A 22,635-nucleotide genomic window follows, 5' to 3' on the forward strand; every position below is an offset into this window, starting at 1 on the left:
CCAGAAGGTGTGGCGGGGGGAGCGGCCGCAGGAGGGGCGCTACCGGGAGTTCGTCCAGGCCGACATCGACATCGTCGACCGGGACACGCTGGCTCCGCACCACGAGGCGGAGATGCCGCTGGTCATCGGGGACGCCCTGCGGTCGCTGCCGATCCCACCGGTGACGATCCAGGTGAACAACCGCAAGATCTCTGAGGGCTTCTACCGGGGCATCGGGCTGACCGACCCGGAGGCGGCGCTGCGGGCGATCGACAAGCTTGACAAGCTTGGCCCGGCGAAGGTGGCCGACCTGCTGGCCCAGACCGCCGGGGCGAGCGAGGCCCAGGCCAAGGCATGCCTCGCGCTGGCCGAGATCTCCGCCCCGGACGCCTCGTTCGCCGACGCCGTCCGGGCGCTCGGGGTGAGCAACCCACTGCTCGACGAGGGCATCGAGGAACTGGTCCGGGTGGTGGAGACCGCCGCCGAACACTCGCCCGGCCTCTGCGTCGCGGACCTGCGCATCGCCCGCGGCCTGGATTACTACACGGGCACCGTCTACGAGACCCAGCTGCGCGGTTACGAGCGGTTCGGCTCGATCTGCTCCGGCGGCCGGTACGACAACCTGGCCAGCGCCGGCGCCACCTCGTACCCCGGGGTGGGGATCTCGATCGGGGTGACCCGGCTGCTCGGGTTGCTCTTCGGCGCGGGCGAGCTGCCGATCTCCCGTTCGGTGCCCACCTGTGTCCTGGTGGCGTTGGCCGACGAGGAACACCGACCGGAAAGTGGCCGGATCGCGGCGGCGCTGCGGCGGCGCGGCATCGCCACCGAGGTCTCGCCGAGCGCGGCGAAGTTCGGCAAGCAGATCCGCTACGCCGAGCGGCGCGGCATTCCGTACGTGTGGTTCCCGGGCGCCGACGGTGCGCCGGACGAGGTGAAGGACATCCGGTCCGGTACGCAGGTCACGGCCGGTGCGCAGGAGTGGATGCCACCCGTGGAGGACCTCCGGCCGGCGGTCAGCTGAGTCTCCCCACTGGCGCTCATGGCCGCGGGGACCTACGGTAGCGTAAGTTACGCCACCGTAGGGAGTTTCTCGTGACCATGAGCACCACACTGAGCCAGACCGCGCTCCTCGTCGAGTTGGAGCCGGTGGTTGCCCGCAACCTCGACCGTCACCTCTCGCTGGCCAAGGAGTGGTTCCCGCACGAGTACGTGCCGTGGAGCGAAGGGCGCACCTTCGACGGGCCGCTCGGCGGTGAGGCGTGGTCGCCGACGGACTCCACCATCCCCGACGTGGCCCGCACCGCGCTTATCGTCAACCTGCTGACCGAGGACAACCTGCCCTCGTACCACCACGAGATCGCCACCCTGTTCGGCCGGGACGGCGCATGGGGCACCTGGGTGCACCGGTGGACCGCGGAGGAGGGTCGGCACGGTGTCGCGATCCGCGACTACCTGACCGTCACCCGGGCGGTCGACCCGGTGGCGTTGGAGCGGGCCCGGATGACGCACATGTCCGAGGGGTACACCAACGCCCACGGCGACGAGGTGCTGCACTCGCTGGCGTACGTCTCGTTCCAGGAGCTGGCCACCCGGATCTCGCACCGCAACACCGGCAAGGCCACCGGCGACCCGGCCTGCGAGGCGCTGTTGGCCCGCGTGGCCGCCGACGAGAACCTGCACATGGTCTTCTACCGCAACCTGCTCGCCGCCGCGTTCGAGCTGGCCCCGAGCCAGGCCATGCGGGCCGTCGCCGACGTGGTGGCCGACTTCCAGATGCCGGGCAGTGGCATCGACGGTTTCGCCCGCAAGTCGGTGGCGATCGCCCTGGCCGGCATCTACGACCTGCGCCAGCACCGCGACGAGGTGCTGCAGCCGGTGCTCCGCCAGTGGGACGTCTTCAACGTGACCGGCCTCGACGCCGACGGCGAAGCCGCCCGTGAGCAGCTCGCCACCCAGATGGAAACCCTGGACCGCGCCGCGAGCCGCTTCGAAGAAAAGCGCGACGCCCGGGCAAACCGCCTAGCCCTCCGCTAAACCCCCACCCCCTGTCCTGCCCCACCCCCCCCGCCCCGCCCCGCCCCACCCCAACTCCCGCGATCTTGCACTTTCTGCGGGGGCATATTCGCGCATACCCCGCAATCCGACGACACTAAGTGCAAGATCGCGAGGGCGGGGGCGGGGGCGTGGGCGGGGGCGGGGGCGGGGGCGTGGGTTGGGTCAGGGTTGGGGTTGGGGTTGGGGTTCTTGGGGGAGGAGGAGGCAGGTGCTGGTTGCGTGGGCTATCAGGCGGGAGTGGGCGTCGGTGATCCGGGCCTCGGCCAGAGCCGTGCGGCGGCCGCGTTGCAGCACCGTGCCCTCGCAGCGCAGCGTGCCACTGTCGACAGTGACCGGGCGGAGGAACTTCACGTTGAGGTCCAGCGAGGTGTAGCCGACGCCGGCCGGCAGGGTGGTGTGCACGGCGCATGCCGCGGCGGTGTCCAGCAGCGTCGAGAGGACGCCACCGTGGACGCTGCCGAGCGGGTTGTAGTGGAACTCCTGCGGGATCAGCTCGACGACGACCCGACCTTCGTCGGCCTCCATCCTTGCCATGTCGATGAGGTGCATCACCGGTGGCGCGGCCAGCTCGCCGGCGATCATCGCTCGGAGCATGTCGATGCCGCTGCGTCGACCGACCTGGGCGGCGTTGGCCGCCGGGTCCGCCCAGGTGAAGGTGCGGCTGCGCGCCGGTTCCTGCGTCTGCGTCATGGACGCAGCCTGGCAGCCGCTTGCTGAGTCTGTCAATGAGACCTAGCCTGGTCGGATGCGACCCGCGGCACTGGACTGGTCGGTGGAGAACTGCACCATCGCCCGCGCGATGGAGGTTCTCGGCGAGCGGTGGACCCTGGTGGTCCTCCGCGAGGTGTTCACCGGCGTGCGCCGCTTCGACGACATGCGGGTGCGCACCGGCATTCCGCGGCAGGTGTTGACCAATCGACTGGCCACCCTGGTCGAGCAGGGCGTGCTGAGTCGCGAGCCGTACCGGGAGCCCGGCAGTCGGCTGCGCCACGAGTACCGGCTGACGGAAAAGGGCCTGGACCTGTGGCCGGTGTTGGTCGCCGTGCTCGGGTGGGGCGACCGGTACCTCGCCGACGCGGAGGGCTCGCCCCTGAGCGTGGCTCATCGTGACTGCGGCGCCCCGGTGCGCGTCGAGCTGCGCTGTGCCGACGGGCACGAGGTGGGTCAGGCGCGCGACGTGGTGCCGCGCCCGGGTCCGGGCGCCCGCCGCCGTACCCCCTGACGCGCGGTGCCCACACCCCGCCCCACGCATCGACGAACGACCGACTCGGTGTGACGGGGTTTGTTCGCCGGAGTGTCAGAGGTGTTGCGGCCAGATGGCCAGCGACGATCGGTGAGTCCGGGCGAAACCAAGCCTTGTGAATGATCTTAAGTATGTGAATACTTCACTTCATTCGGCCGGTTTCCCCAGATCGACCGGGTTGCCATCGGGTCAGCCGGCCTCGGCGAGACCCGCTCCCCCGCCCAGGAGGTTTGTTACATGCGACCCACGAGGTCCTCATTCCGCGTTGCGGCCACAGTCGCCGTTTCCGGCAGCCTGGTCGTCGGCGCGCTCATCGGCGCACCCGCCCAGGCCGCTCCCGCCGCCTCGCCCGACGCCGCCGCCGCGCTCTCCGCGGCACTCGGCGACCGCTCCGCCGGCTCGTACATCGACGCCAGCGGACGGTCCGTCGTCACGGTGACCGACGCGGCCGCCGCCAGCGAGGCGAGCAAGGCCGGCGCTGTCGTCCGCTACGTCACCCGCGGTGCCGCCGAACTCAACCGGGCCACCGCCGACCTCGAGCGCTCCGCCAAGATCCCGGGCACCGCCTGGTGGAGCGACCCGGTCACCAACCAGGTTGTCGTCTCCGTCGACAGCACCGTCACCGGCGCCAAGCTGGAGCGGGTCAAGGCCGCCGCCGCGCGGGCCAACGGCGCGGTCCGGGTCGAGGCCGAGGCCGGTGTACTGAGCACCCGGATCTCCGGCGGTCAGGCCATCTACGCCGGCGGGGGCGGGCGCTGCTCGCTCGGCTTCAACGTGCGCAGCGGCAGCACCTACTACTTCCTGACGGCCGGGCACTGCACCAACATCTCGGCAAGCTGGTACTCGAACTCGGCCCAGACCGCGCTGATCGGCACCCGGACCGGCACCAGCTTCCCGGGCAACGACTACGGCATCGTGCGGCACAGCAACTCCGCCAACGCCGCCGGCAACGTCTACCTCTACAACGGCAGCTACCAGGACATCACCGGCTCCGGCAACGCCTCCGTCGGCCAGTCGGTGCAGCGCTCCGGCAGCACCACCGGCCTGCGCGGCGGCTCGGTGACCGCGACCAACGCCACGGTGAACTACGCCGAGGGCTCGGTCTCCGGCCTGATCCGCACCAACGTCTGCGCCGAGCCGGGCGACAGCGGCGGCTCGCTGTTCAGCGGCGGCACCGCCCTGGGCATGACCTCCGGTGGTAGCGGCAACTGCCGCACCGGCGGCACGACGTTCTTCCAGCCCGTCACCGAGGCCCTGAGCCGCTACGGCGTCAGCGTCTTCTGATCGATCCACCGCACGCGGGCCGCCGGATCATTCCGGCGGCCCGCGTCGCGCGCGGGGCCCGTCTCACGCGAGCCGATCGGTCCCGTCCGCTGGTCGCAGGGGATCCGAGGGTACGACGCCAGGCAGCGCCGGGCCGACGGAGGTGGTGCCTCTGGTGGCCCAGGCGACGTGCGCCCGGCGGGCCGAGAGGACCGCCAGCAACGGCCAGAGCGACACGGCCACCGCCGTCACCCGCTCGGCCAATCCGGTGCGGGACCCGCTGGTCACCTCGTACGCGCTCCACCCGAAGAGGGCGAGCAGCACGAGCGTGGCGCTCAGCCCCACGGCGCGGCGGAACGCCCACGGCGGCTGCTCGGCGTCCGGGTGCGCGGCGTCCGGGCCGTGGGGTAGCCGCAACGCCGAGCCGGCCGGCCACAGCGCCAGGGCGAGGACGGCCACCGTCGCCGCGATGCCGTGGCTGAGCGAACCACCGACCGGCGGCCGGGGAAACGCGACGAGCGCGATGGTCGCCACCCCACCGACAGCCAGCAGGAAACGGCTGGGCAACCCGGCCGCGTGCAACACGGCGGCGACCGCCAGATAGCAGCAGCCGAGCAGCACCAGGGCCCCGACCATGATCCAGGCGTCGGTGGCGTCCTGCCCCGCCAACTCGCTGATGGTGTCCCGGATCGGGTCGTACCCGGCGGGTTGCCGGGCCTGCGCGACCGTCCAACCGGTCACCAACAGCATGGGTGCGGCTGCCGCCGTGGCGACGGCCCAGTTCGGTACGGCGCGCATTTCGCCACGTTAACCGGCACGACTGCCGGCTGACCCGGGTTCGCCGGTCCACCCCACCAGCGAATCGCGCCGGCCTGGCGGGTGCCCCGGAGGCGGGGCGGCCACCCCTGACAGAATGCGGGTGAGGACTGTTCCACGATGAGGAGTTGCCAGCCGTGATCCGTACCCACAATGCCGGAAGCCTGCGCGCCGCGGACGCCGGCTCGACGGTGACGCTCGCCGGGTGGGTCGCCCGCCGTCGCGACCACGGCGGGGTCATCTTCGTCGACCTGCGCGACGGCTCCGGCGTCGTCCAGGTGGTGTTCCGCGAGGAGGACGCGCACGCGCTGCGCAACGAGTTCTGCGTGAAGGTCGTCGGTGAGGTGACCCGCCGGCCGGCCGGCAACGAGAACCCGGAGCTGCCCACCGGTGAGGTCGAGGTGACCGTCGCCGAGTTGGAGGTGCTCTCCGAGGCGGCGCCGCTGCCGCTGCCGGTGGACGACCAGGTCGAGGCCGGCGACGACATCCGGCTCAAGTACCGCTACCTGGACCTGCGTCGCAGCGGCCCGGCGAACGCGCTGCGGCTGCGCTCGCGCGCCAGCCACCTCGCCCGGGGCGTGCTGCACGAGCGGGACTTCCTGGAGATCGAGACGCCGACGCTCACCCGGTCGACGCCCGAGGGCGCCCGCGACTTCCTGGTGCCGGTGCGCCTACAGCCCGGCAGCTGGTACGCGCTGCCGCAGTCGCCGCAGCTGTTCAAGCAGCTGTTGATGGTGGGCGGCATGGAGCGGTATTACCAGATTGCCCGCTGCTACCGCGACGAGGACTTCCGCGCCGACCGGCAGCCCGAGTTCACCCAGCTCGACATCGAGATGTCCTTCGTCACCGAGGACGACGTGATCGACCTCGGTGAGGCGATCGTCTCGACGCTGTGGAAGGACCTGGCCGGGCACGAGATCTCCGGGCCGATCCCGCGGATCACCTGGCACGACGCCATGGCCCGGTACGGCTCGGACAAGCCGGACCTGCGCTACGGCGTCGAGCTGACCGAGCTGACCGACTACCTGCGCGGCACCGCGTTCCGGGTCTTCGCCGGTGCGATCGACGCGGGCGGTTACGTCGGCGCGGTCGTGATGCCGGGCGGCGCGGCGCAGAGCCGCAAGGAGCTCGACGGTTGGCAGGACTGGGCCAAGGCGCGTGGCGCGCGCGGCCTGGCGTACGTGGTCCTGGACGCCGAGACCGGCGAGGCGCGTGGCCCGGTGGCGAAGAACCTCTCCGCCGAGCACCTGGGCGGGCTCGCCGACGCGGTCGGCGCCAAGCCGGGCGACGCGGTCTTCTTCGCCGCGAGCGCCACGACGCGCGACGCGCAGGAGTTGCTCGGGGCGGCCCGTGTCGAGATCGCCAAGCGGTCCGGCCTGATCGACGAGAGCGCCTGGGCGTTCTGCTGGGTGGTCGACGCGCCGATGTTCGAGCGCACGGACGAGGGCGGCTGGACGGCCGTGCACCACCCGTTCACCTCGCCGAACGCCGAGTGGGTCGACCGGTTCGAGGAGGCCCCGGACCGGGCCCTGGCGTACGCGTACGACATCGTCTGCAACGGCAACGAGATCGGCGGCGGGTCGATCCGTATCCACCGGGGTGACGTGCAGAAGCGGGTCTTCGACCTGCTCGGCATCACGCCCGAGGAGGCGCAGGACAAGTTCGGCTTCCTGCTGGAGGCGTTCAAGTACGGCGCACCGCCGCACGGCGGCATCGCCTTCGGCTGGGACCGGGTGTGCATGCTGCTCGCCGGGGCCGACTCGATCCGTGAGGTCATCGCCTTCCCGAAGACCCGGGGCGGGTTCGACCCGCTGACCAGCGCCCCCACCCCGATCACCGCCCAGCAGCGCACCGAGGCCGGCATCGACGCCAAGCCCAAGCCCCCCGCGACGGCCCACACCGGAACCGCAGGCCCAGCAGCCCCGGTAGCAGACCCGGTCTAACCCCAACCCCAACCCCAACCATGCTTGGTTGATCAAGAGGTTTGCGTCATTATCGCCCCGCGAGATGACGCAAACCTCTTGATCAACGGGGGAGTGGTGGGGATGCGGGTGCTTGTTGTGGGGGGTAGTGGGTTACTCGGGCGGGCGGTTTGTCGGCGGGGTCTCGACGCCGGGCTGTCGGTTGTCGGGACCTTTCATTCCGGTGAGATCTCGGTGCCGGGCGTTGCGGCGCGGCGGTTGGACGTGACCGACCGGGCCGCCGTGCGCGCCCTGGTCGCCGAGGTGCGGCCGGACACGGTGGTCGCAACCCCCTACCGGTACGACGACTGGGCGGTCACCGCCGACGGGGCGGCACACGTGGCGGTCGCCGCCGCCGAGGTGGGCGCCCGGCTGGTGCACGTGTCCAGCGACGCGCTGCACGCCGGCCGTCCCACGCCCTACGCCGACGACGATCCACCCACCCCGGTACACGCGTACGGCGCTGCGAAGGCGGCGGCGGAGACCGCCGTGCGGGCGATCGATCCGAGCGCGGCGTTGGTGCGTACCTCGCTGATCCTGGGCGAGGGCAGCAAGCAGATCCAGCTCTGCCGGGACGCGCTCGCCGGCCGGGCCGTCCTGTTCAGCGACGAGTTCCGCTGCCCGGTCGACGTCACCGACCTGGCCGATGCCGTCCTGGAGTTGGCCGCCTCGTCGTACGCGGGTCTGCTCAACGTGGCCGGCCCCGACGCGGTGAGCCGGGCCGACCTGGGCCTGCTGGTCGCCGAGCGGTTCGGCCTCGACGCGGCCGGGCTCAAGACCACCACCGGCGCCGCGACCGGCCTGTCCCGCCCCCTCGACGTACGCCTCGACAGCTCCCGCGCCGCCGGCCTGCTGCGGACCCGGCTGCGGGGCGTACGCGAACTCCTGGCGCGCTGATATCGACGCACACTTCCTGTGCATAACTCTTGTGCATAGGAAGTGTGCAGAGATAGTGTGCAACTATGGCGAACGACGACGTGACCCCGCGGCCAGCGCCGCGCGAGGTTCGGATCGACAAGCGGCAGGTCCGGGTGCTGGCGCACCCGCTGCGGATGCGGCTGGTCGGAGCCCTGCGCGTGAAGGGGCCCGCCACCGCCACCACCCTCGCGGAGTTGCTCGACACCAACACCGGCGCGACCAGCTACCACCTGCGCCAACTCGCCGAGGTCGGGCTGGTCGTCGAGGACCCTGACCGGGGCAGCGGGCGGCAGCGCTGGTGGCAGGCGGCGCACGACGTCACCAGTTGGGAGCCGACCGACTTCGACGACGATCCCGACGCCCGGGCCGCGATCGAGTGGATCCAGGGCGACCAGGTGCGTCTGCTGGTCGAGACCGCCGAACGCTGGTTCGCCAGCCAGCACGAGTGGTCGCCCGCCTGGCGGGACGGCTTCGGTATGGGCGACATCTTCCTGACCATCCCGCCGGCCCGGCTGGAGGAGCTCAAGGCGGAGGTGTGGCAGGTGCTGGAGCGATACCACCGCGAGGCCACCGTCGCGGACTCCGCTGATTCCGCCGACCCGCAGGCCCGCCCGGTGCAGGTCTTCCTGGCCGCCTACCCGTTGCGCGAGGGCCTCCAGTGAGCGCGAGGAGTGAGCCGGGGTTGCGAGCCCCGCAGTCGCGATCCGAGGTGATGTCGTGAGCGCGAGGAGTGAGCCGGGGTTGCGAGCCCCGCAGTCGCGATCCGAGGTGTCGTCGTGAGCGCGCTGTCCGTACGTCAGGTCCGGCGTCGATACCTGACGCTGTACGGCCTGCGCTGGCTGCCCACGGGGTTGCTGATCCCGGTGATGATCCTGCTGATGCAGGAGCGCGGCCTGTCGCTGCCGCAGATCGGCCTGGTCAGCACCGCGCAGGGGCTGCTGGTGCTGGCGCTGGAGCTGCCGACCGGTGGCCTCGCCGACGCTCTCGGTCGCCGGCCGGTGCTGCTCGCCGCCGGGGCGCTCAACCTCGTGTCGCTGTCGCTGTTCGCGGTGGCCGACTCGTTCGCGCTGTTCTTCCTGGTCTGGGCGTTGCAGGGGGTCTACCGGGCGTTGGACAGCGGACCGTTGGAGTCCTGGTACGTCGATGCCACCCTGGCCGCCGACCCGGAGGCCGAGTACGAGCGGGGCCTCGGGTACGCCGGCGCCGTCGCCGGCGGTGCCATCGGTGCCGGCGCGTTGCTCAGCGGTGGCCTGATCGCGCTCGGTCCGATCGGGCCGGTGACCGCGCTCACGGTGCCGGTGCTGGCCGCGATCGTCGCGCAGGCGGTCGCGCTGGTCACACTGCTCGTCCTGCTGGTCGAGCAGCGGCCGGCCACCGGATTCGCGGCGGTGCGGGCCTCGGTGGTCCAGGCGCCCCGGATGATCGGTGAGGCGGTCGGGTTGCTGCGCCGCTCCCGGGTGCTGCTGGCCCTGGTCGCGGTGGAGCTGTTCTGGGGCTTCGGCATGGTCACCTTCGAGTCGCTGCTGCCGGTCCGGCTCGCCGAGGTGATCGGCAACCCGGAACGCGCCGCCGCGCTGCTCGGGCCGGCCAGTTCGGCAGCCTGGCTCGCCTCGGCCGCCGGCGCGGCACTGACCCCGCTGCTGCTGCGCTGGCTCGGCGCCGCGCCCGGCGCGGCCCTGCTGCGCATCCTGCAGGGCGTGACGGTGGTCGGGATGGGGCTGTTCGCCGGGCCGGTCGGCGTGCTGGTGGCCTACCTGGCCTGCTACGCCGTGCACGGCGCGTCCAACCCGCTGCACAGTGGCCTGTTGCATCGGCAGGTCGACGGTCCGTACCGGACCAGCGTGCTGTCACTGAACTCGATGATGGCGCAGCCGGCCGGCGCGCTCGGCGGGGTGGTGCTGACCGCGATCGCCGCCGCCACCAGCGTCGGCACCGCCATGGTGGTCGGCGCGGTGGTGCTGGCCGTCGCCGCTCCGCTCTACCTGCCCGCGTGGCTGGCTGGCCGACGTGTCGCAGCCGAGCCCGCCGACCCGCCCGCGGTCCTGATACCCGCCGCTGATCGGTGAAACGGGGGCCCCGGATGAACCACAGGCGCTCATCCGGGGCCGCCTGCCTGAGCGATCAGGCGAGGCGGAGCGTGCTGATCGGGTGGGTGTTGGTGAAGCCGAGGCGATGGTAGAGCCGCACCGCCCCGACATTGCTGGGGTAGACGCCGAGCCCGACGGTGTCGTGGCGGGCCAGCAGCGCCCGGGTCATCCCGGCGGTCAGCGCTCCGCCCAACCCCCGACCCCGCTGCTCCGGGGCGACGGTCAGGCCGGCGAGGAAGCCGATGTCGCCCCGGCTGCGGTCCGCGCCGCAGGCCACCAGCCGACCACCGGCCCAGATCCCGTACCAGTCGACCACGCGGGGGTCGCCGGGGCGGGAGGTGGTGCTCGGGAAGGCCTCGTCGATCAGCGCCGCCAGCGCCGGGTGATCAGCGTGGGTCAGCCGGACCACCCGTTCCTCGTCCGGCTGGGCCGGCGGAGCCGTGCCGGTCCAGTGGAGGTCCCAGTCGTCGTGCTCGACCACCGCCAGCCGCTGCGACACCACGCCGAGCTCCAGTCGCGGCAGGTGCAGCGCCTGCCCGGCGCGTAGCACCCCGTCGGCGGCCAACGCGACGCAGATCTCCAGCACCGTCCCGGCCGGCCCGATCGCCCCGCCGGAGGGGGCGTGCTCAGGCGGCGACAGCAGCCAGAGCACCGCGTCGTCGCGTTGGTAGGCACGCGCCGGCACCTCACGCCAGAGCATGTGCCGCGCGAACGGATGGTGCCGGGCGGCAGCCAGGACGGCGTCCCGGCTCTGCAGCACCTGGGCGTCGGCGATCATGGCGACCAGCCTATGGGCCCCGGGGCGGGGCAGAAAAGCCGCGAGAGTACCCGTCATCCACGGTGGAGATTGGCGAGCCGACCGATTGGGTACATCACGCGCCGACCCACTGGGAACCCCCACCGGAGGACCGACATGTTCGCCATTCTCGCTGCCATCGTCTTTGGCTTCGCCCTGCTGCTCGACCTGCTCGACACAGACTTCGGAGCACCGGATCTGTTCAACTGGAACACTCTCGTACTCATCGGGCTGCTCCTGCTCTCGCTCTACCTGGGTGGCGTGGGCAACGGCCCGCGCGGCGGTGGCGGCGGCCGCTGGTACCGGGGCCGGCGCCCCGGGCGTGGCTGACCGGAACCGATCACCGGTGGCGGGCCCACGGAGCGATTCCGGCGTCGTGGGTCCGGCCCGGTACTGTCTTCGTGATGGAGTCCGACGCCCTCTTCTCCCTCGGTGAACCCGCCGGGTCGCGCAGCGCGCCCGACGGTCCCGCCGGTGTCGACGGCTTCACTGCGGTGGCCGACGACTCGCCCCTGCCCGTCCGGATGCGCCCGGCCACCCTCGACGAGTTGGTCGGGCAGAACCACCTGCTCGCCCCCGGCGCCCCACTGCGGCAGCTGGTCTCCGGCGGGGCACCGATGTCGGTGATCCTCTGGGGCCCGCCGGGCAGCGGCAAGACCACCATCGCGCACCTGGTGGCCGGGGCGACCGACCGCCGCTTCGTCGCCATGTCGGCGCTCTCCGCCGGCGTCAAGGACGTGCGGGCGGTGATCGAGACGGCCCGCCGCCAGCGCCGCTCGGGCGGCCCGCAGACCGTGCTCTTCATCGACGAGGTGCACCGGTTCAGCAAGACCCAACAGGATTCGCTGCTCGCCGCAGTCGAGGACCGTACGGTCACGTTGCTGGCGGCGACCACCGAGAATCCGTACTTCTCGGTCATCTCTCCGCTGCTGTCGCGGTGCGTGCTGCTCACCCTGCAACCGCTGGACGACGAGGCGGTGCGGGGCCTGCTGCGCCGCGCGGTCGCCGACAAGCGTGGCCTGGACGGCCTGCTCACCCTGACCGCCGAGGCCGAGGAGCACCTGGTCCGGCTCGCCGCCGGTGACGTCCGCAAGGCCCTCACCGCGCTGGAGGCGGCGGCGGCCTCCGCCATGGCGCTCGGCGGCGGGCGGATCGACCTGGCCACCGCCGAGCAGGCGGTCGACGTGGCGGCGGTGCGCTACGACCGCGACGGCGACGCCCACTACGACGTGGTCAGCGCGTTCATCAAGAGCATGCGCGGCTCGGACGTGGATGCCGCGGTGCACTGGCTGGCCCGCATGCTGGTCGCCGGTGAGGACGCCCGGTTCATCGCCCGCCGTCTGGTCATCTTCGCCAGCGAGGACGTGGGCATGGCCGACCCGGGTGCCCTGAGCGTCGCGACCGCCGCCGCGCACGCCGTCGAGTACGTCGGGTTGCCCGAGGCGCAGCTCAACCTGGCCCAAGCGGTGATCCACCTGGCCACCGCGCCCAAGTCGAACTCGGCCACCACCGCCATCGGCGCCGCGATAGCCGACGTCCGGGCGGGTCGCGGTGGCCCGGTGCCACGTGGGCTGCGCGACGCGCACTACGCCGGCGCTCGAGGGCTGGGCCACGGCACGGGCTACCGCTACCCGCACGACGACCAGCGTGGCGTGGTCACCCAGCAGTACGTCCCGGACGACCTGGTGGGCACCGACTACTACCAGCCCAGCCCGCACGGCGCGGAACGTGCGGTGGCCACCCGGCTGCCGCTGCTGCGCCGGATCGTGCGGGGCCTGCCGGCGCCGGTGTCCCGTCCGGAGGCTCCGACGGCCGAGCCACGGGTGACGGGGCAGACCGCAGCCGCGCTTTCTGACGAGACCGGTCACCCGACGACGGGTGCGGGCGCCCCCGGCACGACGCAGGACAGCGGCGCTGACGCCGCAGGAGAGGGTCAACAGTGAGATCGCGTGGTGGGGACCGCCCGGACGAGGGCCCGGACGAGCGGCGCGATCCCCGCGCCAAGACGCGTCGCTGGGGTCGAGGGCGGGCAGCCGAGGCTGAACCGGAGGAGCCAGTCGCCGGCGAGGAGTTCGGCTGGATCGACGATCTTCGTTCGGCCAAGCAGCAGCGCACCGAGCTGGGTCCGGACGGCGCCCCGGCAGAACCCGAGCGTCCCCACGGGGGTACGCCGGTAGAACCCGCCAGGCCCCGTACCGGCGGGCCGGTAGAGCCGGCCGGTACGCGCGCGGGTCGGCCGGTGCCGCCGGAGGCCTCGGCGCCGCCTGCCCCGCGCCAGAGCGACCCGGGCGGCCCTGCCGCACGTCGAGGAGCCGACGGCCCGTGGCCGGGGGAGACGCCGCCACCGGGCCGCCGCCCGGATGAGCGGTCACCCGCCGCTGGCCCCGTTGCCCCCGCCCAGGGCCAGCCGGCGCGTCGCGGTGTGCAGCCGGCGGCCGGCGCCCGCGCCGCCGTACCGCCGTCGCCACCTGCCGCCCGCCCGGTCGGCGGCGACCCGGCCAGCCCGCCGGGGCCTCGCCCGACCCCGGACGCTGCCGGCGGCCCGGCCCGGCCCCGTGCGGCAACGGCTCCCGCCGGCCCACCGGTGGGCCCACCGACCTCGGACGCCCCGCCCGGTCGTCGTCCGGAGGCCGCTGTTCCGCCTGGTCGTCGTCCGGAGGCTGCTGTTCCGCCTGGTCGTCGTCCGGAGGCTGCTGTTCCGCCCGGGGGGAATCCGGACGCGATGCCGCCGCTGCGTCGTCCGGATGCCGCCGCTCCGGGCCGCCGACCCGGTGCGGAGCCGACCGAGCCCGGTCGGCCACTGCCGCCCGCAGACGGCACGCCCGTCGGTCGACGCGCCGCCGGACCCGATCCGACGCGGGTCGGCGGGTCAGCCGCCGCCGGCCCGGCCCGCTTCGACGGGGCGTCGGCGGGCGCCGTGCCGCCGGTCGCGGACGGCCTGCGGCCCGACCCCGCCATCGACCGTGACCCGCGTACCGCGCGGCGTCGTCCAGGCCCGGTCGACCCGGGGGCACCGGAGCCCACCGGCCGCCGTGGCGCCGAACGCTCCAGTCCGGCAGCCGCCGGCCGCCGCCGTGCCGCCGAGCCCGACGAGCCCGCCGTTCCCCGTTCGGGCAACGCGCTGCCGGTGCCCGAGGCCTCCGGCGGTCACAGCGGCGCCACGCCCACCGTCGGCCCGGCCGACGGCACCGGTCGCCGCCGGGCTGTCTCCGATGACCCGGAGCGACGCACGCCGGCCGGCGGTGAACCCCGGGCGGACCGCCCGGAGCGGCCGGCCGACTGGCTGCGCCAAGCCGGTCGCCTGCCGCACACCGACCCCGGCCTGCCGGTGGTCAACCGCCGAGGCGGCGGCACGCCGCCGGCCGGGGGCATCGGGGAACTCGCTGACCACCCGTCGGGTCGCCTCGGCGTGCCCGACCCGGCTGTGGAGCGCACCGCTGACCGCCGGCCCGCCGGCCCGCCGGCCGACCCGGGCGCGGACGCACCGACCGGTCGTCGTGCCGCCCGACCTGACGCGTCGGGAGCCACCGGGGAACAGGCCCTGCCCCATCCGCCGACGTCCGGCGAGCGTGGCACCCGTGGCCGGACGGCCGGGGCGCCCGGCTCGGACCCCACCGGCCGGCGCGGCCGTCCGGTGGCCGCGCCCGGCCCGGACGGAACCCCCGTGCCGGATCCGACCGGCCGGCGACGTCGTCCGCCGACCGAGGCTGGCCCGGACGGCCCGGTCGGCCCAGGTCGACCCGGTCCCGGGAGCGACCACGGCGACGACGCTCACGCCGGTGGACGACCCGCTCCCGGCGCCGGTCCCGCCGCGCCGGTTCGGGGCGCCGCCCGCTCCGCCCCGCCCGGCCGGGCCCGGCCCGTCCCGGGTGACGCACCGGTCCCGGGCGCTGGGCGCCGGGGCGCCGAAGCCCCGCCCCGCCCCGGCTCGGGCGCCGAAGCGGCCCCCCGGGACGCCGCCCGCCCGGACGGCCCGGCTCGTGCTGCGGTGCCGGGTGTGGATGGTCCGTCGCGGTCGCGTCCGGAGGGTTCGGCTCGTGCCGCGGTGCCGGGTGTGGATGGTCCGCCGCGGTCGCGTCCGGAGGGTTCGGCTCGTGCTGCGGTGCCGGGTGTGGATGGTCCGCCGCGGTCGCGTCCGGAGGGTTCGGCTCGTGCTGCGGTGCCGGGTGTGGACGGTCCGCCGCGGTCGCGTCCGGACGGCCCGGCTCGTGCCGCCGTCCGCCCGCCGGGCGCGGCGCAGCCGCCCCTCGCCGACGACCGGGCGCCTGGTGAGCCGGGCGCCGGTCCCGGATCCCCGGCGCCGGCTCGTGGCGGTGCCCCGGTCGGTCGGCCCGCGCCGTCCGACCGTGCCGCGGGGCGTGCCCTGCCTCCGCACCGGGAGCCCGGCCGTTCCGAGCCGAGCGGCGTTGCCCCGGTGCCACCGCCCGGCCGCCCCGGCGAGCCGGTCGGTGTGGCCCGTGCCGCCGCCGTGGTGCCGTCCCCGTCCGGCCCGGTGGACCGTCCGGCGCCGGAGCCGTCCGGCGGGCCCGCGCTGCGCTCGGCCGGGCAGGACACGCCCGACGACGATGCCGCACCGGGGGCCCGGTCGGAGTTGCGCCGGCAGTCGCGCGAACGGCGTCGCCTGCGCGCGGCGGTGCTGGCCCTGGTCAGCGTCGTACTGCTCGGTGCGGTGCCGCTGTTCTTCGGCATCCGGACGCTGAGCCGTGATCCGGTCTTCGACAACCTGGATCAGCTCGACGTGCCCGGCTGGGCTGCCGCGAAGACGGTCGACGACGTCAGCGGCAGCCGCTGGTGCCTGCTCGACTGCCGGCTGCGTGAGCGCACCGTGACCTCGGAGAAGTCACCGACGGACACGGCGCAGGTCTACGAGGACGCGCTGCGTCGGGACGGCTGGCAGCCGTGGAAGGTGAGCCGCTGCCCGGAGCAGAAGACGAAGGGCAGTTACACCTGCTGGCGCCGCGACGAGTTGACCCTCGACCTGTGGGTACGCGAGCCGACCTGCGTACCGCCGCCGGTCGACGGCGAGCCGGCGGTCGTGCCGTCTCCGGACCCGTCGGCCGCTGCGACGGAGTGCGCCGGCTCGTTGGTGTCGGTGAAGGTACGCAACGCGATCGACGACGAGCGGACCAGACCACAGCCGTCCACCGACCCGTCACTGACCGGAGAGGATCCGTTCCCGACGGTCAGCGGGGATCCGCTGGGGGAGCTGACACCCTCACCGTCGTGAGGCGGGTTCCATCACGGACGGTAGGGTCTGGGGCTGGCGGGCACGCCCGCTACCGGTGAGCGCCGATGGCATGGCGACCGGTACGGGTACCACGGTTGTGTGTTCCGGGGACGTCGGGTCCTGCGGAACTCTGCTTGAGGAGGACAGGCGTGGGCGAGATTGGAGCGATTGCGGCGCTGGTCGCGGCGTGCGCGTTCGCGGTGCTGGTGCTCATCCTGACGTTGCCCATCCTGCGGCTGCGGCACACGGTTGACGCCACCACCCGGATGATCAACGACCTCAACGATCGGACCGCGCCGCTGCTCGGTGACGTGAACACCACGGTGAAGAACGTCAACACCGCGTTGGAGCAGGTGCAGACCTCGCTCGACGGCGTGAACCTCCAGCTGGCGAAGGTCGACACCATGACCAGCCACGCGCAGAACGTCACCGCCAACATCGCCAACCTCGCCACCGTCGTCTCCGCCGCGGCCGCCAACCCGCTGGTCAAGGTGGCCGCGTTCGGTTACGGCGTGCGCAAGGCCGCCGCCGGCCGCCGGCACGCCGAGACCGAGCGCGAGGTGCGCGACACCATCAAGCAGCAGCGACGGGCCGCGCGGCGCGGCAACAGCTGACCGGCCCGGCGCACCAGGAGGTAGCGAGACATGAGGCGTCTGTTCTGGCTCGGTATCGGGGTGGCCGTCGGTGTGGTCGTGGTCCGCAAGGCGACCCGGACCGCCCAGGCGTACACGCCGGCCGGCATCGCCAGCACGGTGACACAATCCGCTGGCGGGCTTCTTGAGTCGTTGCGTAGCTTCGTGGAGGACGTCCGGGTGGGGATGGCCGATCGCGAGCAGGAGATCCACCAGGCGTTCGCCCAGGGCGTGGCGTTCGACGATCAGTACGCCGACCTGCGGGAAGACCCGCGGATCGGCGATCGAGACATATTTCCGGAGGAACACCAGCGATGAAGACGGCGGAGATCAAGCGGCGGTATCTCGCCCATTTCGAGGCGAATGGCCACACTGTGGTGCCGTCCGCTCCGCTGCCCGCCATCAGCGACCCGAACCTGCTGTTCGTCAACGCCGGCATGGTGCAGTTCGTTCCGTACTTCCTGGGTCAGCAGACTCCCGCGTACCAGCGGGCGGTCAGCGTGCAGAAGTGCATCCGCACCCCGGACATCGACGAGGTCGGCAAGACCAGCCGGCACGGCACGTTCTTCCAGATGAACGGCAACTTCTCCTTCGGCGACTACTTCAAGGCCGGCGCGATTCCGCTCGCGTGGGAGTTGTCCACGAAGCCGATCGCCGAGGGTGGTTACGGGCTGGATCCGGAGCGGATCTGGCCGACGATCTACCTCGACGACGACGAGGCGTACGAGATCTGGCGGTCGGTGGGCGTGCCGGCCGAGCGGATCGTCCGTCGGGGCAAGGCGGACAACTTCTGGTCGATGGGCATTCCCGGGCCGTGCGGTCCGTCGTCGGAGCTGTTCTACGACCGGGGCCCGGAGTACGGCGCCGAGGGCGGCCCGGCGGTCGACGAGGACCGGTACATGGAGTACTGGAATCTCGTCTTCATGCAGTTCGAGCGGGGTCCGGGCACCACCAAGGAGGACTACCCGATCCTGGGTGACCTGCCGGCGAAGAACATCGACACCGGCATGGGCCTGGAGCGGATGGCCTCGATCCTGCAGGGTGTCGACAACCTCTACGAGATCGACGAGGTTCGGCCGATCCTGGCTCGGGCGGCCGAGCTGACCGGCAAGCGCTACGGGGCGCACTCGGGCCACGTGGCGAGCGAGTCGCACCCGGACGACGTCCGGCTGCGGGTGATCGCCGATCACGTGCGGACCGCGCTGATGCTGATCGGCGACGGCGTGACCCCGAGCAACGAGGGTCGCGGTTACGTGCTGCGCCGGATCATGCGCCGGGCGATCCGGTCGATCCGGCTGCTCGGCTGGCAGGATCGGGCGCTGCCCGAGCTGCTGCCGGTGGCCCGGGACTGCATGGCCCCGTCGTACCCGGAGCTGGCGACCGACTTCGAGCGGATCGCGGACTACGCGTACGCGGAGGAGGAGGCGTTCCTGTCCACCCTGCGTGCCGGCACCACGATCCTGGACACCGCGATCGCCGAGACCCGCACCGCGGGTGGTTCCGCGTTGTCCGGGGCGAAGGCGTTCCAGTTGCACGACACGTACGGGTTCCCGATCGACCTGACTCTGGAGATCGCCGCGGAGCAGGGTCTCGCGGTCGACGACGAGGGTTTCCGGCGGCTGATGGCCGACCAGCGGACCCGGGCGAAGGCGGACGCGCAGGCCCGCAAGACGGGGCATGTCGACCTGTCGTCGTACCGGTCGGTGCTCGACTCGGGTGGCCCGGTGACGTTCACCGGTTACAGCGAGGTGGCCCGCGAGTCGACGGTGCGGGCGCTGCTCGGCGCCGACGGCCCGCGCCAGGCGGCGACCGAGGGCGACACCATCGAGCTGGTGCTCGACACGACCCCGTTCTACGCCGAGGGCGGTGGCCAGCAGCCCGACCAGGGCATGATCACCGTTGGTGGCGGGCAGGTCGAGGTGCTCGATGTGCAGCAGCCGGTGCCCGGTCTGATCGTGCACCGGGCCCGGGTGATCCGGGGCGAGGTGCGCGCCGGCGAGACGGGGTACGCCGAGATCGACACGACTCGGCGGCGGGCGATCTCCCGGTCGCACACGGCCACCCACCTGGTGCACCAGACCATGCGGAACTTCCTCGGCGAGTCGGCCACGCAGGCGGGTTCGCTGAACGCGCCCGGCCGGCTCCGGTTCGACTTCAACACCCCGACCGGGGTGTCGCCGAGCGTCCTGCGGGATGTGGAGCAGCAGGTCAACGAGGTGCTCCTGGCCGACCTGGAGGTGCATGCCTTCATCACCTCGCTGGACGAGGCGCGGCGGATCGGCGCGATGGCGCTCTTCGGCGAGAAGTACGGCGAGGAGGTACGGGTCGTCGAGGTGGGTGACTACGCCCGGGAGCTGTGCGGTGGCACGCACGTGGCCCGCTCGGCCCAGCTCGGCCTCGTGAAGATCCTCTCCGAGTCGTCGATCGGGTCCGGCGTCCGCCGGGTCGAGGCGCTGGTCGGCATGGACGCCTTCGGCTTCCTGGCCAAGGAGCACCTGCTGGTCTCCCGGCTGGCCGAGCTGTACCGGGTGCCCAACGATCAGGTCGCCGACCGGGTGGAGCAGACCGTCACCCAGCTCCGGGACGCGGAGAAGGAGCTGGAGAAGCTGCGCGCCCAGCTGGTGCTGGGCGGTGCGTCGGCGCTCGCGGCGCAGGCCAAGGACGTACGCGGGGTCGCGTACGTGGGCACCGAGGCGCCGGAGGGCGCGGCCGGCAACGATGTGCGGACCCTGGCCCAGGAGATTCGCGGCAAGATCGACCCGGCGCGGCCGGCGGTGGTCGCGGTGGCGGCCCGGTCGAATGGCAAGGCGTCTCTGGTGGTGGCGGTCAATGCGGCCGCGCGCGGCCGGGGCCTGGCCGCCTCGGATCTGGTGAAGGCGGCGTTCTCCGGTCGTGGCGGTGGCAGCCCCGACCTGGCCCAGGGTGGCGGCCTGCCCGCGACCGAGGCACCGAACCTGCTGCTCACCGTCGAGAAGGCGATCACCGAGGCGTGATGGACGGTCACTGTCAGCCAGGGCGGGCCGGTTGGTCCGCCCTGGCGTGTTCAGCGTCGGTGGTGACCATCGGTGGCTGAGTTGGCACGAGGTGTGCGGATCGGCGTGGATGTCGGTCAGGTTCGGGTGGGGATTTCCCGCTCGGACCCGGACGGGATCTTGGCTACGCCGCTGGTCACCCTCGCTCGGGATCTCACGGCGGCGCCTGACGCGGTGCCGAGCGACCTCGCCGAGTTGGCCGCGCTTGTCGCCGAGCACGAGGCCGTCGGGGTAGTCGTCGGCCTTCCGGTCAATCTCGCCGGCAAGCACGGCCCCGCAGCCGTCCACGTGAAGGCGTACGCTGACCGACTGGTCGATGTGATAGCGCCCGTCCCGGTAACCCTCACTGACGAGAGGATGTCGACCGTGGTCGCCTCTCGTAGGCTTGCCGAGCGTGGCGTCCGAGGTAAACGTCAACGTGCGGTTGTCGATCAGGCAGCCGCAGTGGAGATCCTGCAGAGCTGGCTGGACGCGCAGCGGAGGCGGACGTAATGATCGACGATCTGGACCTTGGGTTCGACGAGCCGGAGCGGGGGGAGAAGGGCCGGCACCGGCGCAGCTTCGTCCGCAAGCGCAACGGTGGGTCCGGTGGCGGCCGGGGCAAGACGTTCCTGGCCCTGCTGATGGCCCTGGTCCTGTTGGGCGGCGTCGGCGGCGGCGCGTTCTACGGCTTCGACCGCATCCAGAACTACTTCGTCACCCCCGACTACGACGGCGACGGGTCCGGTGAGATCACCGTCGAGATCAAGAGCGGTGCGCTGCTGGCCGACATGGCCGACGCCCTGGTGGCGGCCGATGTGGTCAAGAGTCAGAAGGCGTTCGTCGAGGCGGCCGAGGCCAACTCGCGCAGCAAGAACATCCAGCCGGGCACGTACAAGCTGCGTAAGCAGATGAGTGGCGCGAGCGCCGTCACCGCGATGCTCGACCTGAAGAACAAGATCGTCAACGGGCTGACGATCCCCGAGGGTCGCACCAGCATGAACGTCTACAAGCTGCTCTCCGACAAGACCAAGATCCCGGTCAAGAACTTCCAGGCCGCGGCGAAGGACCCGGAGGCGCTCGGCATCCCGGACTGGTGGTTCACCCGCACCGACGGCAAGAAGTCCGTCAAGTCCGTCGAGGGTTTCCTCTATCCGGACACGTACGAGATCCCGCCGAAGGCCACCGCGGAGACCATTCTCAAGCTGATGGTGAACCGCTTCCTCTCGGTGACCGGGGAGATGAAGTTCGCCGACGAGGTGCAGGAGAAACTTGGCGGGGTCAGCCCGTACGAGGCGTTGATCGTCGCCTCGCTGGCGCAGGCCGAGGCGGGCAACGCCGACGACCTGGGCAAGGTCGCCCGGGTGGCCTACAACCGGGCGTACGGCGAGTTCCCCTGCAACTGCCTGGAGATGGACGTCACGGTCAACTACTACCTGGAGTCGATCGGCAAGCCGACCAAGTCGTCCAAGCAGATGACCGAGTCCGAGCTGAACGACCCGAAGAACCCGTACAACCGCAAGTTGCGGGGCATGGTCCCCACGCCGATCAACAGCCCCGGCAAGCAGGCCCTGGAAGGGGCGATGGCCCCGCCGAAGGGCAAGTGGCTCTTCTTCGTGGCGATCGACAAGCAGGGCCACTCGGAGTTCGCCGAGACCCCCGAGCAGCACGAGCGGAACAAGGTCAAGGCCCAAGAGGCCGGCATCATCTGAGGGGGGCCGGCGGTGGTCGTGTCGACCCGTAGAGCCGCGGTGTTGGGTAAGCCGATCGCGCACTCCCTCTCCCCGGTGATCCACAACGCTGGGTACGCCGCCGCCGGGCTGACCGGCTGGTCGTACACCCGGGTCGAGTGCGCGGCCGCGGAGCTGCCGGATCTGGTCGCCGGCCTGGGCCCGGAGTGGGCGGGCCTGTCGGTGACCATGCCGGGCAAGGAGGCGGCGCTCGCCGTGGCCGACGCCGCGTCGCCGGTCGCCGTCGCCGTCGGCGCGGCCAACACGTTGGTACGCCGTCCCGACGGCTCCTGGTACGCGGACAACACCGATGTCGCCGGCATGGTGCGGGTGCTGACCGATGCCGGGGTGGTGGCCGGCGCTGCCGTGACGGTGCTCGGTGCGGGTGGTACGGCCCGCGCCGCGCTCGCCGCCGCCGCGCAGCTGGCCTGCTCGTCGGTGACGGTGGTGGCCCGCCGTGCGGCGGCGGTCGACGAGTTGCGGCCGGTGGCGGGCGCCCTGGGTGTCGCGCTGACCTCCGCCGGCTGGGCCGACGCGCATCGGCACCTGTCCGCCGCCGAGGTGGCTGTCTCCACCGTGCCCAAGGGGGTCGCCGACCCGTTGGCCGCCGAGGTGGCCTGGCGGCCGGGCGCGGTGTTCTTCGACGCGCTCTACGACCCGTGGCCCACCCCGTTGGCCGCTTCCGCCGTCGCGGCCGGCCTGCGTGTGGTGTCCGGCCTGGACCTGCTGCTGGCCCAGGCGGTCGGGCAGTTCGAGCAGTTCACCGGCGTGGCCGCCCCGGTCGAGGCGATGCGGGCAGCCCTCACCGCTGCCCGCTAGACGAGGAAGTCCTCACTCAAGACGGGGCTGCGGGCGTAGCGAAGGACGCTCGCCGTCCGCTGTGGCTGCCTGCCATGTCGATGTGCTGTTGAGCGATA

21 protein-coding genes are annotated in these 22,635 nt (G+C 72.6%); 17 read left to right on the forward strand and 4 right to left on the reverse strand.

The features are described from left to right. A partial coding sequence (locus C7C45_RS05770) for a histidine--tRNA ligase (protein WP_110562611.1) occupies window positions 1–1,000 on the forward strand: 1,000 nt, incomplete at its 5' end. A gap of 77 nt (window positions 1,001–1,077) precedes the next feature. Next, window positions 1,078–2,013 (forward strand): acyl-ACP desaturase, encoded by a 936-nt coding sequence (locus C7C45_RS05775; protein ID WP_110562657.1) that lies wholly within the window; start codon window positions 1,078–1,080, stop codon window positions 2,011–2,013. A 183-nt stretch (window positions 2,014–2,196) separates the two neighbouring features. Here C7C45_RS05775 and C7C45_RS05780 read toward each other — a convergent pair whose 3' ends face one another. Beyond that, entirely contained in the window at window positions 2,197–2,724 is a 528-nt protein-coding gene (locus C7C45_RS05780) for a PaaI family thioesterase (protein ID WP_110562612.1), read from the reverse strand. Window positions 2,725–2,779: 55 nt separating this feature from the next. Here C7C45_RS05780 and C7C45_RS05785 point away from each other — a divergent pair, with 55 nt between their 5' ends. Both C7C45_RS05785 and C7C45_RS05790 read left to right on the forward strand, forming a co-directional pair. Then, window positions 2,780–3,256, forward strand: a complete 477-nt coding sequence (locus C7C45_RS05785; RefSeq protein ID WP_110562613.1) for a winged helix-turn-helix transcriptional regulator — start codon at window positions 2,780–2,782, stop codon at window positions 3,254–3,256. Window positions 3,257–3,514: 258 nt separating this feature from the next. Next, window positions 3,515–4,561, forward strand: coding sequence for a S1 family peptidase (locus tag C7C45_RS05790; protein ID WP_110562614.1), 1,047 nt, complete (start codon window positions 3,515–3,517; stop codon window positions 4,559–4,561). A gap of 63 nt (window positions 4,562–4,624) precedes the next feature. On the opposite strand, the gene C7C45_RS05795 is transcribed toward C7C45_RS05790, so the two are convergent. Beyond that, entirely contained in the window at window positions 4,625–5,338 is a 714-nt protein-coding gene (locus C7C45_RS05795) for a DUF998 domain-containing protein (RefSeq protein ID WP_110562615.1), read from the reverse strand. A 155-nt stretch (window positions 5,339–5,493) separates the two neighbouring features. Between C7C45_RS05795 and aspS the strand changes: the two genes are divergently transcribed. From aspS to C7C45_RS05815, 4 genes are all read left to right on the forward strand, one after another. Next, on the forward strand, window positions 5,494–7,299 hold the full coding sequence (gene aspS, locus C7C45_RS05800; RefSeq protein WP_110562616.1) for an aspartate--tRNA ligase: 1,806 nt from the start codon (window positions 5,494–5,496) through the stop codon (window positions 7,297–7,299). Window positions 7,300–7,401: 102 nt separating this feature from the next. Further along, window positions 7,402–8,214, forward strand: a complete 813-nt coding sequence (locus tag C7C45_RS05805; RefSeq protein WP_110562617.1) for an SDR family oxidoreductase — start codon at window positions 7,402–7,404, stop codon at window positions 8,212–8,214. A gap of 65 nt (window positions 8,215–8,279) precedes the next feature. After that, the gene (locus C7C45_RS05810; RefSeq protein WP_110562618.1) at window positions 8,280–8,897 is read left to right on the forward strand and encodes an ArsR/SmtB family transcription factor; all 618 of its coding nucleotides are present in this window, start codon (window positions 8,280–8,282) and stop codon (window positions 8,895–8,897) included. A 114-nt stretch (window positions 8,898–9,011) separates the two neighbouring features. After that, a complete protein-coding gene (locus C7C45_RS05815; RefSeq protein WP_110562619.1) occupies window positions 9,012–10,301 on the forward strand; it encodes an MFS transporter in 1,290 nt (429 codons plus the stop codon). Window positions 10,302–10,356: 55 nt separating this feature from the next. Here C7C45_RS05815 and C7C45_RS05820 read toward each other — a convergent pair whose 3' ends face one another. Further along, window positions 10,357–11,100 (reverse strand): GNAT family N-acetyltransferase, encoded by a 744-nt coding sequence (locus C7C45_RS05820; protein WP_110562620.1) that lies wholly within the window; start codon window positions 11,098–11,100, stop codon window positions 10,357–10,359. Between the two features lie 135 nt (window positions 11,101–11,235). Between C7C45_RS05820 and C7C45_RS05825 the strand changes: the two genes are divergently transcribed. Both C7C45_RS05825 and C7C45_RS05830 read left to right on the forward strand, forming a co-directional pair. After that, the gene (locus C7C45_RS05825) at window positions 11,236–11,448 is read left to right on the forward strand and encodes a hypothetical protein (protein WP_110562621.1); all 213 of its coding nucleotides are present in this window, start codon (window positions 11,236–11,238) and stop codon (window positions 11,446–11,448) included. A 74-nt stretch (window positions 11,449–11,522) separates the two neighbouring features. After that, window positions 11,523–13,061: a replication-associated recombination protein A gene (locus tag C7C45_RS05830; protein ID WP_110562622.1), complete on the forward strand. Its 1,539-nt coding sequence runs from the start codon at window positions 11,523–11,525 to the stop codon at window positions 13,059–13,061. Window positions 13,062–13,987: 926 nt separating this feature from the next. On the opposite strand, the gene C7C45_RS35485 is transcribed toward C7C45_RS05830, so the two are convergent. Beyond that, window positions 13,988–14,878 (reverse strand): hypothetical protein, encoded by an 891-nt coding sequence (locus tag C7C45_RS35485; protein ID WP_167454659.1) that lies wholly within the window; start codon window positions 14,876–14,878, stop codon window positions 13,988–13,990. Between the two features lie 771 nt (window positions 14,879–15,649). Between C7C45_RS35485 and C7C45_RS05840 the strand changes: the two genes are divergently transcribed. The 7 genes from C7C45_RS05840 (at window position 15,650) to C7C45_RS05870 (ending at window position 22,537) form a co-directional block, all read left to right on the forward strand. Next, entirely contained in the window at window positions 15,650–16,345 is a 696-nt protein-coding gene (locus tag C7C45_RS05840; protein WP_110562658.1) for a hypothetical protein, read from the forward strand. 149 nt (window positions 16,346–16,494) lie between these two features. After that, window positions 16,495–16,959 carry a DUF948 domain-containing protein gene (locus C7C45_RS05845; RefSeq protein WP_110562624.1) on the forward strand — a complete coding sequence of 155 codons (465 nt, stop codon included), beginning with the start codon at window positions 16,495–16,497 and terminating at the stop codon, window positions 16,957–16,959. 30 nt (window positions 16,960–16,989) lie between these two features. Beyond that, window positions 16,990–17,295, forward strand: a complete 306-nt coding sequence (locus C7C45_RS05850; RefSeq protein WP_110562625.1) for a hypothetical protein — start codon at window positions 16,990–16,992, stop codon at window positions 17,293–17,295. Then, entirely contained in the window at window positions 17,292–19,970 is a 2,679-nt protein-coding gene (gene alaS / locus C7C45_RS05855; protein WP_110562626.1) for an alanine--tRNA ligase, read from the forward strand. Before C7C45_RS05850 ends, alaS begins: the two co-directional genes overlap by 4 nt. Window positions 19,971–20,042: 72 nt before the next feature. After that, complete coding sequence (ruvX, locus tag C7C45_RS05860; protein WP_110562627.1) at window positions 20,043–20,501, forward strand: Holliday junction resolvase RuvX; 459 nt, start codon at window positions 20,043–20,045, stop codon at window positions 20,499–20,501. Next, window positions 20,501–21,700 carry an endolytic transglycosylase MltG gene (gene mltG, locus C7C45_RS05865; RefSeq protein WP_110562628.1) on the forward strand — a complete coding sequence of 400 codons (1,200 nt, stop codon included), beginning with the start codon at window positions 20,501–20,503 and terminating at the stop codon, window positions 21,698–21,700. The genes ruvX and mltG overlap by 1 nt, the downstream gene beginning before the upstream one ends. Before the next feature lie 18 nt (window positions 21,701–21,718). Next, a complete protein-coding gene (locus tag C7C45_RS05870) occupies window positions 21,719–22,537 on the forward strand; it encodes a shikimate dehydrogenase (RefSeq protein WP_425271117.1) in 819 nt (272 codons plus the stop codon). Window positions 22,538–22,635: the final 98 nt, after the last annotated feature.

It is taken from the genome of Micromonospora arborensis (assembly GCF_003205615.1).
In the GTDB taxonomy this organism is placed as follows: domain Bacteria; phylum Actinomycetota; class Actinomycetes; order Mycobacteriales; family Micromonosporaceae; genus Micromonospora; species Micromonospora arborensis.

Excerpts from the sequence above, each read along its gene's own strand:
- C7C45_RS05775 (WP_110562657.1), top strand. The coding sequence starts at position 1,078 with ATGAGCACCACACTGAGCCAGACCGCGCTCCTCGTCGAGTTGGAGCCG.
- C7C45_RS05780 (WP_110562612.1), bottom strand. The coding sequence starts at position 2,724 with ATGACGCAGACGCAGGAACCGGCGCGCAGCCGCACCTTCACCTGGGCG.
- C7C45_RS05785 (WP_110562613.1), top strand. The coding sequence starts at position 2,780 with ATGCGACCCGCGGCACTGGACTGGTCGGTGGAGAACTGCACCATCGCC.
- C7C45_RS05790 (WP_110562614.1), top strand. The coding sequence starts at position 3,515 with ATGCGACCCACGAGGTCCTCATTCCGCGTTGCGGCCACAGTCGCCGTT.
- C7C45_RS05795 (WP_110562615.1), bottom strand. The coding sequence starts at position 5,338 with ATGCGCGCCGTACCGAACTGGGCCGTCGCCACGGCGGCAGCCGCACCC.
- C7C45_RS05805 (WP_110562617.1), top strand. The coding sequence starts at position 7,402 with ATGCGGGTGCTTGTTGTGGGGGGTAGTGGGTTACTCGGGCGGGCGGTT.
- C7C45_RS05810 (WP_110562618.1), top strand. The coding sequence starts at position 8,280 with ATGGCGAACGACGACGTGACCCCGCGGCCAGCGCCGCGCGAGGTTCGG.
- C7C45_RS05820 (WP_110562620.1), bottom strand. The coding sequence starts at position 11,100 with ATGATCGCCGACGCCCAGGTGCTGCAGAGCCGGGACGCCGTCCTGGCT.
- C7C45_RS05825 (WP_110562621.1), top strand. The coding sequence starts at position 11,236 with ATGTTCGCCATTCTCGCTGCCATCGTCTTTGGCTTCGCCCTGCTGCTC.
- C7C45_RS05830 (WP_110562622.1), top strand. The coding sequence starts at position 11,523 with ATGGAGTCCGACGCCCTCTTCTCCCTCGGTGAACCCGCCGGGTCGCGC.
- C7C45_RS05850 (WP_110562625.1), top strand. The coding sequence starts at position 16,990 with ATGAGGCGTCTGTTCTGGCTCGGTATCGGGGTGGCCGTCGGTGTGGTC.
- alaS (WP_110562626.1), top strand. The coding sequence starts at position 17,292 with ATGAAGACGGCGGAGATCAAGCGGCGGTATCTCGCCCATTTCGAGGCG.
- mltG (WP_110562628.1), top strand. The coding sequence starts at position 20,501 with ATGATCGACGATCTGGACCTTGGGTTCGACGAGCCGGAGCGGGGGGAG.